Source organism: Catellatospora methionotrophica (assembly GCF_011297335.1).
GTDB lineage: Bacteria > Actinomycetota > Actinomycetes > Mycobacteriales > Micromonosporaceae > Catellatospora > Catellatospora methionotrophica.
In genome coordinates, this window is sequence record NZ_JAAOTJ010000005.1 from 40,024 (window position 1) to 52,609 (window position 12,586).

General features: G+C 71.5%; 8 protein-coding genes and 1 pseudogene. 5 read left to right on the forward strand and 4 right to left on the reverse strand.

The window, feature by feature from the left end:
• On the reverse strand, positions 1 to 1,266 hold the full coding sequence (locus HAV40_RS14640; protein WP_166381533.1) for an aspartate kinase: 1,266 nt from the start codon (positions 1,264 to 1,266) through the stop codon (positions 1 to 3).
• A 297-nt stretch (positions 1,267 to 1,563) separates the two neighbouring features.
• Here HAV40_RS14640 and HAV40_RS14645 point away from each other — a divergent pair, with 297 nt between their 5' ends.
• Together HAV40_RS14645 and leuA are read left to right on the forward strand one after the other, a co-directional pair.
• The gene (locus tag HAV40_RS14645) at positions 1,564 to 2,340 is read left to right on the forward strand and encodes a hypothetical protein (protein ID WP_166381534.1); all 777 of its coding nucleotides are present in this window, start codon (positions 1,564 to 1,566) and stop codon (positions 2,338 to 2,340) included.
• 284 nt (positions 2,341 to 2,624) lie between these two features.
• On the forward strand, positions 2,625 to 4,337 hold the full coding sequence (leuA, locus tag HAV40_RS14650) for a 2-isopropylmalate synthase (RefSeq protein ID WP_409364960.1): 1,713 nt from the start codon (positions 2,625 to 2,627) through the stop codon (positions 4,335 to 4,337).
• A gap of 106 nt (positions 4,338 to 4,443) precedes the next feature.
• Here the strand turns inward: leuA and HAV40_RS14655 are convergent, their stop codons facing one another.
• Positions 4,444 to 5,901 (reverse strand): MFS transporter, encoded by a 1,458-nt coding sequence (locus tag HAV40_RS14655; protein WP_166381536.1) that lies wholly within the window; start codon positions 5,899 to 5,901, stop codon positions 4,444 to 4,446.
• 139 nt (positions 5,902 to 6,040) lie between these two features.
• On the opposite strand from HAV40_RS14655, the gene HAV40_RS14660 reads away from it, so the two are divergent.
• Together HAV40_RS14660 and HAV40_RS14665 are read left to right on the forward strand one after the other, a co-directional pair.
• Complete coding sequence (locus HAV40_RS14660; protein ID WP_409364963.1) at positions 6,041 to 6,673, forward strand: HNH endonuclease family protein; 633 nt, start codon at positions 6,041 to 6,043, stop codon at positions 6,671 to 6,673.
• Between the two features lie 79 nt (positions 6,674 to 6,752).
• Positions 6,753 to 6,980: pseudogene (locus HAV40_RS14665) on the forward strand (hypothetical protein); the annotation flags it as partial.
• Here HAV40_RS14665 and HAV40_RS14670 read toward each other — a convergent pair.
• Both HAV40_RS14670 and HAV40_RS14675 read right to left on the reverse strand, forming a co-directional pair.
• Entirely contained in the window at positions 6,977 to 8,044 is a 1,068-nt protein-coding gene (locus HAV40_RS14670; protein ID WP_166381538.1) for a hypothetical protein, read from the reverse strand. The pseudogene HAV40_RS14665 and the gene HAV40_RS14670 sit on opposite strands and share 4 nt — an antisense overlap.
• A 182-nt stretch (positions 8,045 to 8,226) precedes the next feature.
• Positions 8,227 to 9,897, reverse strand: a complete 1,671-nt coding sequence (locus HAV40_RS14675; RefSeq protein ID WP_166381539.1) for an ABC transporter substrate-binding protein — start codon at positions 9,895 to 9,897, stop codon at positions 8,227 to 8,229.
• 248 nt (positions 9,898 to 10,145) lie between these two features.
• Between HAV40_RS14675 and HAV40_RS14680 the strand changes: the two genes are divergently transcribed.
• Positions 10,146 to 12,362, forward strand: a complete 2,217-nt coding sequence (locus tag HAV40_RS14680; RefSeq protein ID WP_166381540.1) for a DNA polymerase III subunit gamma and tau — start codon at positions 10,146 to 10,148, stop codon at positions 12,360 to 12,362.
• The last annotated feature ends 224 nt before the right edge of the window (positions 12,363 to 12,586 follow it).

The following is a 12,586-nucleotide window of genomic DNA, read 5'->3' on the forward strand; positions in this document are numbered from 1 at the left end:
TCACCTGCCGGTCCCGGCGTACACCACGGCCTCTTCGTCGCCGCCGAGCTCGAACGCGTCGTGCACGGCACGCACGGCGTTGTCGAGGTCGGTGTCGCGGCAGACGACCGAGATGCGGATCTCGGAGGTCGAGATGATCTCGATGTTGACGCCCGCGCGGGCCAGCGCCTCGCAGAAGGTGGCGGTGACGCCGGGGTTGGAGCGCATGCCCGCGCCGACCAGGGAGATCTTGCCGATGTGGTCGTCGTAGAGCAGGCCCTTGAAGCCGACCCGCTCCTGGATCTTCTGCAGGGCGGCCATCGCGGTGGGACCGTCGTCCTTGGGCAGCGTGAAGGAGATGTCGGTGCGGCCGGAGGCCTCGGTGGAGACGTTCTGCACGATCATGTCGATGTTGATCTCGGAGTCCGCGAGCGCCCGGAAGATCGACGCGGCCTCGCCCGGCTCGTCCGGCACGGAGACGATGGTGATCTTCGCTTCGTTGCGGTCGTGCGCGACGCCGGTGATGAGTGCTTGCTCCACGGAAAGGTCCTCCATTGATCCCGTCACGAGGGTGCCGGTGTTGTTCGAGTACGACGAGCGGACGTGGATCGGCAGCCCGAACCGGCGGGCATACTCCACGCTGCGCAGATGCAGGATCTTCGCGCCGGAGGCGGCGAGTTCCAGCATCTCCTCGTAGGTGATCTGGTCGACCTTGGCGGCGTTGGGCACGATGCGCGGGTCGGCGGTGTAGACGCCGTCGACGTCGGTGTAGATCTCGCAGACGTCGGCCTTCAGCGCGGAGGCCAGCGCCACGGCGGTCGTGTCCGAGCCGCCCCGGCCGAGCGTGGTGATGTCCTTGGTGTCCTGGGCGACGCCCTGGAAACCGGCCACGATCACGATCGCGCCCTCGTCGAGCGCGCCGCGCAGGCGGCCCGGGGTGACGTCGATGATGCGGGCCCGGCCGTGCACCGAGGTGGTGATGACGCCCGCCTGCGACCCGGTGTACGAGCGCGCCTCGTAGCCCAGGTTGTGGATGGCCATGGCCAGCAACGCCATCGAGATGCGCTCGCCGGCGGTGAGCAGCATGTCGAACTCGCGCCCCGGCGGCAGCGGGCTGACCTGGTGTGCCAGGTCGATCAGCTCATCGGTCGTATCGCCCATCGCGGAGACGACCACACACACGTCGTTGCCGGCCTTCCGCGTCGCGACGATGCGCTCGGCGACCCGCTTGATCCGCTCAGCATTGGCGACTGACGAGCCGCCGTACTTCTGCACCACGAGGGCCACGGTTGCACGGCTCCTCTCCACCTCAGGGACTAAGGACGCTTCAGCTTAGCGGCGGCTCCGGCCGCCCCGGTCGGGTCGATCCCAGCTGTCGGGCAGCGCGCCCCGGGAAGTCCGAGATCCTCTTTCGTACGGCGGCTCGCACCGTGCAGTCGCCCGCCTCCTCCGCATCGCCGCCGCAGGATTTAACGGCTGTGACGCGCACCACAGACCGGGGGTTTCCTGGGCCGCGGCCGATCATGCGCGGATCGGGGCGCGTCATGGGCGGAGTTCGTGCCGCGCAGGGTAAAGAATGGGCGCGTGCGCCGGGCTGTCCTCTCCCTCTGTCTCATCGCCGCCTGCTGGTCGGTGTCCGCCTGTGGTGGCGACACGCCGGAGACGGCGGCGTCGTCGGCCGCCCCGCGGTCCACCGTCGCGGCCATGCCGACCGAGCCGCGGGCACAGCTCGCCGCCCGCGCGGCCGCCGCCAAGGACCTGCGGCAGGTGGCCGCGTACACCTTCAAGAGCCCGAAACGGCCGGACCGCCGGGTGGTCGTCACCCGCGCCCAGGACGGCACCTGGCGCATCGACGTGCCCGGCGGCGCGCACAGCGGCGCGGTCGACATCGCGCTGGTCTTCGCGGGCAACGCGCTGCACCAGTGCGCGCTGGCCGCGGGCAACCACCCGTACTCGGGGTGCGTGAGGATCGCGGGGGCGCTGCCCGCCAAGGCCGATCTGAAGATCCAGCACCTGATCACGGACTGGCAGAACATGCTCACCGACCGGCGGCTCGCGCTCGCGGTGGCCGAGGTCGCCCCGCTGCCCGGGGCCCGCGGCACGTGCTACTCGGTGGAGTCCTCGGCGGCCAGCATGACGCTGCCGCTGGACGCGGGCATCTACTGCTACGAGATCGACGGCACGCTCACCGCCGCCAAGGTCGCCTTCGGCACGCTGCTGCTGGAGGGCACGCCCGGCCTCGCCCCGCCTTCGGTGCAGCTCCCGGGGCCGGTCGTGCCCGGCAACCCGCTCCCGCTGACCGCGCCGCCGTCCCCGAAACCGTCCCCCAGCACCTCGGCCTCCCCGTCCCCCAAGGCCTGACCAGCGGGACCCGCGTCCCACTGGGCGGACTTCCGGGCACGACGGCGATCCGTGGGCGTAGAGTCGTCGACATCATGTGCTGCGTGAGCCTCCTGCTTCGCCGCCGCGACGAGGTCTGACCGACCGGCACCTCGTCGCGGAGTAGCGACGTGCGCTCGCCCGCTGGTCCCTCACGTTCCTGGTTGACCGAGAAGTTGCCGGTTCAACGAATCTGATGACGGCCGATGTTCTCTTGGGCACATTCCGCCGCCGGACCACGCGCGAAACACATGATGTCAAGGAGCATGGAACCCATGTCTGCTGCTGCTCAGCGCCCCAGCAAGATGCCGTACCAGCGTTACCGCGGCTATCACGAACAGTTCCAGGTAGAGGTGCCCGACCGCGCCTGGCCGACCCGCCGCGTCGACGCCGCCCCGCAGTGGTGCGCGGTGGACCTGCGCGACGGCAACCAGGCCCTGATCGACCCGATGTCCCCCGACCGCAAGCGCCGCATGTTCGAGCTGCTGGTGCGGATGGGATACAAGGAGATCGAGGTCGGTTTCCCGGCCGCCAGCGAGACCGACTTCTCGTTCGTACGGCAGCTCATCGAAGAGCAGCTGATCCCGGACGACGTGACCATCCAGGTGCTGGTCCAGTGCCGCGAGCACCTGATCGAGCGCACCTTCGAAAGCCTGCGCGGCGCGAAGCGGGCGATCGTGCACTTCTACAACTCGACCTCCACGCTGCAGCGCGAGGTGGTGTTCGGCCTGGACAAGGACGGCATCACCGCGATCGCGACGGACGGCGCGCGGCTGTGCCAGAAGTACGCCGAGATCATCACCCCGGACACCGAGATCCGGTACGAGTACTCCCCCGAGTCGTACACCGGCACCGAGCTGGAGTACGCGCTGGAGGTGTGCTCGGCGGTCATCGACGTGATCGACCCGACGCCGGACCGCCCCCTGATCATCAACCTGCCCGCCACCGTCGAGATGGCCTCGCCTAACGTGTACGCCGACTCGATCGAGTGGATGCACCGGCGGCTGCCGCGCCGCGACTCCGTCATCCTGAGCCTGCACCCGCACAACGACCGGGGCACCGGTGTCGCCGCCGCCGAGCTGGGCCTGCTGGCGGGCGCGGACCGGATCGAGGGCTGCCTGTTCGGCAACGGCGAGCGCACCGGCAACGTGGACCTGGTCACCCTGGGCCTGAACCTGTTCAGCCAGGGCATCGACCCGCAGGTCGACTTCACCGGCATCGACGAGATCAAGCGCGCCGTGGAGTACTGCAACCAGCTGCCCGTGCACGAGCGCCACCCGTACGCCGGGGACCTGGTCTACACGGCGTTCTCGGGCTCGCACCAGGACGCGATCAAGAAGGGTCTGGACGCGCACGCCCGCAAGGCGGACAAGGCCGGGGTGCCGGTCGAGCAGTTCGAGTGGGGCGTGCCCTACCTGCCGATCGACCCGAAGGACCTGGGCCGCTCCTACGAGGCGGTCATCCGGGTCAACTCGCAGTCGGGCAAGGGCGGCGTCGCGTACATCATGAAGTCCGAGCACCAGCTGGACCTGCCGCGCCGCCTGCAGATCGAGTTCTCGGGCGTCGTCCAGCGGCGCACCGACGACGCCGGTGGCGAGGTCACGCCCGCCGAGATGTACGCCGTGTTCGCCGACGAGTACCTGACCGACCGCCGCCTGGCGGTGCGCTCGTACTCGGTGGCGACCGTCGACGGCAAGGTGGAGCTGGTCGCGGAGGCCGATCTGGACGGCACCTCGCATAGCCTGACCGGGGTCGGCAACGGCCCGATCGACGCGTTCATCCGGGCGCTGAGCGACCACGGGGTGAGCGTGCGGGTGCTGGACTACGCCGAGCACGCGCTGACCTCCGGCGGCGACGCGCAGGCCGCCGCGTACGTCGAGTGCGACGTGGACGGCGAGACCCGCTGGGGCGTCGGCGTCGACGCCAACATCGTGACCGCCTCCCTGAAGGCCGTCGCGAGCGCCGTCAACCGCCACTGATCGCAATCGAAGGAAGGGCACCTTCCTAACATCCGTTAGGACGGTGCCCTTCCTTCTGCTTGTGAAGTGGACCGCGGGCTGCTTGTGGAGTGGACCGCCGGCCGGATCAGGGGCAGCGGCCCCGTTGGATGACCTGCGGGAGGGCGGCGGTGGGGGGTTCACGGTCCAGGCGGACCCTGCCGCACACGAACAGGGCCAGCACGGCCGCCACGACCATCGCGCCGGCGCACCACATCCCGGCGTCGTGGAACGCCACGCCCAGGGCGGCCCCGTTCTCGTACTCCTCGCCCGACAGGCCCACGACCAGCGGCAGCGCCGCCACGGCGAGCAGCGAACCGGCCCGTGCCGCCGTGTTGTTGACGCCGCTGGCCACCCCCGCGAACCGCACCTCGACGGCGGACAGCACGGACGCGGTCAGCGGTGCGACGAGCAGCGTCAGCCCGACACCGAAGATGAGCACGCCGGGCAGGATCCCGGTCCAGTAGTTCACCCCGGGCGTGATGCCACGGATCAGCATCATCCCGGCCGCGCAGCACAGCGGACCGATGGTCAGCTGCACCTTCGGGCCGAACTTCGTGGCCGCCGCGCCCGACAGCTCCGAGCCGACCAGCATGACCAGGGTCATCGGCAGGGTGGCCAGGCCCGCCTCCAGGGCGTCGTAGCCGAGCCCGGTCTGCAGGTAGATGACGAGCAGGAAGAAGAAGCCGCCGAACGCGCCGTACGCCAGCACCGTGTAGAGGTTGAGCACGGAGAACACGCGCGAGCTGAACAGCCGCAGCGGCATCATCGCGCCCATCGCGCGGGCCCGCTCGACCAGCAGGAATGCGACCGCCCCGGCCAGCCCGACCACGAACCCGCCGAGCACCGGCAGCGACACGAAGCCCCGCTCCGGCCAGGCGATCAGGGCGTACGTGACACCGCCCAGCGCGGCCGCGCCCAGCAGCGCCCCGGCGACGTCGAAGTGGTGCGCCGTCGCGGTGTTGCGGCTCTCCGGCACGTACACCTTGCACAGCCAGACGACGGCCGCCGCCAGCGGCAGGTTGATCAGGAAGATCCAGCGCCAGGACACCTGGTCTATCAGCACACCGCCGACGAACGGGCCCAGGGCCGTCGTGGTGCCCGCCAGCCCGGACCAGGCGCCGATCGCGCGGGCCCGGTCCCCTTCCCGGAACGAGGACTGCAGCAGCGCCAGCGACCCCGGTGCCAGCAGCGCCCCGCCGATGCCCTGCACCACCCGGGCGGCGATCAGCGTCTCGACGTTCGGCGCGATCCCGCACACCAGCGAGGCCAGGGTGAACCAGACGACGCCGGTGACGAATATCCGACGCCGTCCGAGGTGGTCGCCCAGCGCGCCGCCGAGCAGCACGAAAGCGGCCAGGGTCAGGGTGTATCCGTTGATCACCCACTGCAGCTGGGCCAGGCTCGCGCCCAGCTCCCGCCCGAGCGTCGGCAACGCGACGTTGACCACGGTGGAGTCGAGGAACGCCATGCCGGAGGCCAGCACCGCCGCGGCGAGCGTGCCCCGCCCGGCGGCGCTGCTCAGGCGTAGTCCTGTCGTCTCCATTCCGTCCATTGTCGTCCCGCGGGCCGCGCCGCGCGCGGGAACGCGAAGGTGAGGGATACGTGGTGATGGTGAGGACTGCTCGTATGGTGAGCGGGTGCGATCCCCCAAACCCCCCAGACGTACCAGAATTCTCCTACTCCTGGTGGCGGCCGTCGCGGCCGCCGCGACCACGGCATGCGACCCGGTCGACAGCGGTCCCGGCAGCCCGGCGGGGCCCGGTGGCGTCAACGTCGACCCGAACGCGGGCAGCAACGCGCTCGCGTCGCTGTCCAACCTGAAGGTCGCCACCGCGCGGCCGATGACCGGCTACACGCGGGAGAAGTTCCCGCACTGGAACAAGGCCGGGTCCAACTGCGACGTGCGCGACACCGTGCTCGCCCGCGACGGCAAGAACATCAAGCTCAGCGGCTGCAACGTCACCGGCGGCGAGTGGTCCAGCGTGTACGACGGCCTCAAGACCACCGACCCGCTCAAGGTCGACATCGACCACATGGTGCCGCTGGCCAACGCGTGGCGCTCCGGCGCCGACGACTGGACCAACGAGAAGCGCTCGCAGTTCGCCAACGACCTGGAGCGGCCGCAGCTGTTCGCGGTGTCGGCGACCAGCAACCGGTCCAAGGGCGACCAGGACCCGTCGACCTGGAAACCGCCATCGAAGGACTACTGGTGCACCTATGCGCAACAATGGATCACGGTGAAGACCTACTGGAAACTCACCGTGACCACGGCCGAGAAGGCCGCCCTGACCGACATGCTGGGGTTGTGTGCATGAGTGTGTGTGGCGAGCGAAGCACCGGCCCCCATGCTGCGGACGCGCGTAGCGGGTTCGTGGCATGAGCGAGCTGATCACGAACATCGTCGCCGGGCCTGGCGGGGTCATGACCGACGAGGTGGGCGTGGTCACCGGTGAGCTGACGCTCGCCACGGAGCCGGCCGGTGACGGCACCGTCCGGCTCCGCGTGCAGTACCTGGGCGCCGAGGAGTGGTACACGGTGACCGGCGCGACCGTGCCGGTCACCGACCCCGCCCAGGCCCTGCACGCGCTGGCCGTGGGCCTGCTCAACCGGCCCGAGGGCTAGCCCCGGTCGGCGGCGCGCTTGCGCAGGGCGAGCGCGACGCTGGTGCCGAGGATGAGCACTGCCAGCAGGGAGTACACCAGGATGCCGGTGACCTCGTCGAGCAGGCTGTACGGCTCCTCGGCGGCGAGTTCCCGCTCCACCGCGACCGGCACGTGTTCGGGCTGCGTCAGCGCGACCGCCTGGTTCTCGGCGTCCGGCCCGGGGGCTGGCTCGGCTCGCGGAGCGGGTGCGGCGAACACGTCGCTGCGGGTGCCGGGCAGGTGCCGGGTGCAGCGGCCGGTGTCGTACACGCACACCGGGTAGACGGCCAGGTTGTCGGTGACGATCCGGTCGTACGCGCCCTCGACGGTCATCGCCACATGCGGTTCCGCCGGTGCCGGGCCGGTCAGGCGCATCGTGAAGCCGAGCCGCTTCGACTGCCCGGCCGGGAGCTGGAGCAGGCAGGCGTCGCCGTCGTCCTCGGGACAGTCGAGCCAGGTCATGTCGTCGAAGCCGGCAGTGACCGGGTCGGCGACCCGCAGCAGCGCGGGCACCGGGCCGGTGTTGCGGTACTCCACCCCCATCGTCGCGGTGTCCCCGGTGTGCAGGTAGACCTGCGCCTGCTCGGCGACCGCCGCCACGTCGGTGTACGGCGGCGACGCCACCGCGACGCCGAACGTGCCGTACGCCGCGGGCACGCCGACGCCACGGGCGCTGACCGACACCGTGCCCGCCGCGCCCAGCGGGGCCTTCGCCCGCGCCCGCAGGTCCAGCCGGATCGTGAAGCCCTGGCCGGGCGTGATCCGGTCGACCTTGCAGGTGGCGGTGGTCTTCGTGTGGTCGCACCAGTCCGCTCCGGCCAGCTCGACCCGCTGGGCGAGCCCGCCGGTCAGCCGGACCTGCAGCACGACCTTGCTCAGGTCGTGGCCGGTGGTGTTGGTCAGCCCGACGACGTCGTCGGCGCTGCCGAGTGCGGTGGCCCCGGCCGCGGCCGGCAGGTCGAGCTTGAGCCCGTCCTTGGCCGGTGCGGCAGCGGCGGGCAGACCGGCGGCGAGCCCGAGGGCGGCTCCGAACGCGACGGTCATCCAGGCACGTACCACGATTCCCCCATCGAGCGCGGCACGGCGCCCGTGCGCGCAGCGCCGTCCCGCCTGACGCGGGTCGATTTGCTCTGGCAAGGTGGCAGGCTACCGCGTACAACTACAGAACCTGACATTCCGCCCGACGCGACACGCGACGTTCCCGCGCGTGGGGGTCGGCGCCGGACTCAGCTGAACAGCGCCGTGGCGAAGTCCTCGTCGGTGAGCGGGCTGGGCGTGAGACCGATCAGGTTCTTGTCCAGCACCAGCGCGTCCGGCCCGTGGGCCAGCGGCACGGCGGGCAGCGACTCCAGCAGCCGCGCGTTGAGCTGCTCGTACAGCGGGCGGCGCTGGACCGGGTCGCCGATCCCGTCGACCTGCTTGAGCTTCGCGAACAGGTCCGCGTCGGTGAACCCGAACTCGGCGGTCGGCTTGGCGAACAGCTGGCCCATGAAGTCGTACGCCTCGCCGTAGTTGCCGGTCACGCCGTACAGGTGCAGGTCGTGGGCGGTGCCCTTGGACACCGTGTTGAGGTAGTCCGGCGTCCAGCGCTGCTCGATCCCGTCCACCTCGATCCCGGCCGCGCGCAGGTCGGCGGCCAGCAGCTCGAAGATCTTCTTCGGGTCGGGCAGGTAGGGCCGGGTCACGTTGCGGGGGTAGTGGAAGCGCAGCTTGAGCCCGCTGCCGTAACCCGCTGCGGCGAGCAGCTCCTTGGCCTTCGCCGGGTCGTACTGGTACGCCGCGACGCCCGGGTTCCAGCCGGGGAGCAGCTCGGGGTGGAAGTTCAGCGCCAGCCGCGCCCCCTCCGGGAAGGCCTCGCTGACCAGGCGCTGCCGGTCGATCGCGTACGCGATGGCCTGGCGCACCTCGGGTTTGGCCAGCGCGGGGTTGCCACGCTGGTTGATGCCCAGGTAGAGGGTGTTGAAGGCGGGCCGGGTCAGCACGTGGAAGCCCTGCTCGGCCAGCGCCTTGCGGTCCCCTGGGGCGACCAGGTCGTAGCCGTCGATCTTGCCGTCGAGCAGCGCCTGCTTGCGCAGCCCCGCCTCCACGGTCTGGAAGATCAGGTGCCGCACCTTGGCGGCCGTGCCGTGGTAGCCGTCGAACGCCTCCAGCTCCACCTTGCGGGCCGCCTTGTCCCAGGACACGAAACGGTAGGGACCGGTGCCCACGGGCTTGTTCCCGTACGCCGGATAGCGGCTGCCCTTGACCGGCTTGTCGGCTGCCTGCTCGCGCAGGGCCTTCGGGCTGGAGATGGCGAACGACGGCAGCGTGAAGGCCGCCGGGAAGCGGCTGCTGGCCCGGGTCAGCGCGATCTCCGCGGTGGCCGCGTCACGGGCCGTGCACGACTTGAACAGGCTCGCCGCCAGGCGGCTGGAGGAGTTCTTGGCGAAGCCGCCGAAGACCATCTGCCAGGCGGCGGTGATGTCACCGGCCTGCAACGCGGCGGGCAGGCGATACCACCGGTCGAAGTTGGCGCAGACCGCGGCGGCGTCCAGGGCGGTGCCGTCGTGGAACGTCACGCCCGGCCGGAGGCGGAACGTCCAGACGGTGCCGCTGCCGTCGACCGAGAACGTCTCGGCCAGGCCCGGAGCCGCCACCGCACCGCCCGGTTCCGCCTGGACCAGGGTCTCCAGCACCTGCCGGGTGATGCGCAGCGACTCGGCGTCGGGCGAGAGGGCCGGGTCCAGGATGCGGATCTGCCCCATGGCGAAGACCAGGGTGTCCTCGGTGCTCACGGCCGGCGGTGGGCTGGACGCGGTGACCGGCGGGCGGGCCTTGTCGCCCGTGCAGCCGGCGGCGAGCAGCAGCGCTCCCGCCGCGACCGCCGCCGACCAGATCCGCCACCGTCGTGCGCGCATCGCGGCCACCTCTGTCCTATATGCGTGATAACTCGACGACACAGGGTCACCCGAGGCCGACCCTAACGGCGGTCGATACGTCGTGGCACGGGCGGGCGGGGAGTTGATACCGAACCGTTGTTCGGAACAGGGACGGACAGCGTGCGACATATCGCCCAACGGGACCGCCGCGCGCGCCGGTCCAGCAGGCCGGTGGTCATACCTGCGCGGTACGGTAGCGGGCGACGTTCGTAGGAGGTGTACGCCCCGTGGCCCTGGCGCTGTACCGCAAGTACCGGCCCCGCACCTTCGCTGAGGTGATCGGTCAGGATCATGTCACCGAGCCGCTGATCCAGGCGCTCAAGAGCGGCCGGATCAACCACGCCTACCTGTTCTCCGGGCCCCGCGGCTGCGGCAAGACGACCAGCGCGCGCATCCTGGCCCGCTCGCTGAACTGCGTCCAGGGCCCGACGCCCGAGCCGTGCGGCGAGTGCGAGTCGTGCAAGGCGCTGGCCTCCGACGGCGCCGGCTCGATCGACGTGATCGAGATCGACGCGGCCAGCCATGGCGGCGTCGACGACGCCCGCGAGCTGCGTGAACGCGCGTTCTTCGCGCCCGCGATCAGCCGCTACAAGATCTACATCATCGACGAGGCGCACATGGTCTCGTCGGCGGGCTTCAACGCGCTGCTCAAGCTCGTCGAGGAGCCGCCGGACTACGTCAAGTTCATCTTCGCCACCACCGAGCCGGAGAAGGTGCTCGGCACCATCCGCTCGCGCACCCACCACTACCCGTTCCGCCTCATGCCGCCCAACGCACTCCGGCCCTACCTGGAGCACCTCTGCAGGCTCGAAGAGGTCGCGGTGGAGCCGCTGGTGCTGCCACTGGTGGTCCGGGCGGGCGGCGGTTCGGCCCGCGACAGCCTGTCCGTGCTCGACCAGCTCATCGCGGGCTCGGGCCCGGACGGCGTGACGTACGCCCGCGCGGTGTCGCTGCTCGGGGTCACCGACAACGCACTGATCGACGAGATGATCGACGCGCTGGCCGCCGGTGACGGCGCGGCCGCGTTCGGAGCCATCGACCGGGTCGCCGAGGCGGGGCACGACTCCCGCCGATACGCCAACGACCTGCTGGAGCGGCTGCGCGACCTGATCATCCTGCGCCAGGTGCCCGACGCGGCCGAAAAGGGCCTGCTCGACGTGCCCGAGGAGCAGCTGGCCCGGATGCAGACACAGGCCGCCCAGCTCGGCCCGGCGACACTGTCCCGCTGCGCCGACATCGTGGCCAACGGCCTGGTGGAGATGCGCGGCGCGACCTCGCCCCGGCTGCTGCTGGAGCTGATCGCCGCCCGCATGCTGCTGCCCGCCGCCGACGAGTCGGGCGGTGCCCTGCTCCAGCGGCTGGAACGGCTGGAGACCGGTTTCGTGCCCGGCGCGGCCACCCGCCCGGCCGCCGACGCCCGCGCCGAGACCAGCCACCCCCAGCGCGACCCCAGTCCTGCCCAGCGGACCGCCCAGGACGCCCCGAACGCCCACGCCGCCGCTCCTGCCACGGGCCGCGAAGCCGCACGGGCGGCGGCGGCCAGCGCAGCGGCGCACAGCCAGCCCGCCCGCGCGACCGCCCGGCCTGCCGCGCCAGAGGACTCCGGCTCGGCCCAGCATCCCGGCACCACCCCGCCGGGTGACGACTCGTCCTACGAGGTCGCCGATCCCTGGGCGGCGGCCGACCCGGCCCGTACGCCCGAACCGGTGCGGCCCGTGGAGCAGTCCCGCGCGCCCGAACCGGCCCGTGCCGCACCCGCCCGCACGCCCGAGCCCGCCGCGCCGAACGCGCCCCTGGCCGGGGCGGACGACGCGACGGCCGTCCGCCGGTCCTGGGACGAGATCGTGCGCATGGTCGGCCGCAGCAGCAAGAAGGCTGCGGCGTTCGCCCGCGAGGCAGTGGTGCGCGACATCGACGGCAACACCCTGGTGCTGCTGTTCAAGCACAAGATCCACGCGAACGGGGTGGAGAACGACCCCACGCCGCTGATGGACGCCGTGCACCAGGTGCTCGGCGGCAAGTGGCAGCTGCGCTGCGAGGTCGGCGGGGATCCCCGCGCCGCCGCGCCGCGCGCCGGGGCCACGGCTCCGGCCTCCGCGCCGCCGCGCAGCACCGCCCCGAAGGCGGCCGCCCCCTCCCGCACCCCGGCACCCGCCGGGGACGACTGGCCCACTCCGGCCCGCGTCGGCGGGGTCGCCCCGGCAGCACCCGCACCCGCGCAGTCCACGGGACGCCGCGCACCGGTTGCCGACGACGGCCCCCCGCTGGAGGAACCGCCGTACGACCCCGAGTACGACGGCCCCCCGCCGCGCACCATCGAAGGCTTCGACCCCGGTGACGAGCCCACCGACGAGATCGTCGACGCCGCCACCGCCCGCCAGACCACCGAGCAGGCCGCCGTCGAATCCCTCCGCCGCAGCTTCAACCTCGAAAAACTCGACTAACCCACCCCACCCCACCGCCGCCCTCGCGCCGCCGCGCGCCGCCCTCGTGCCGCAACTCTTAAAGAGTCGCGGCCACAGGACGCCTCGGAAGGCGCGACTTTTTAAGAGTTGCGACAGGTGGGGCGGGGCGCCCGGCGGCGGGACGGGTGGTCGGGGTGGGTGGTCAGGGTGGGTGGTCGGGGTGGGTGAAGAGATGGGGAAGGGCCCCGGGGCTGGTGTGCCTC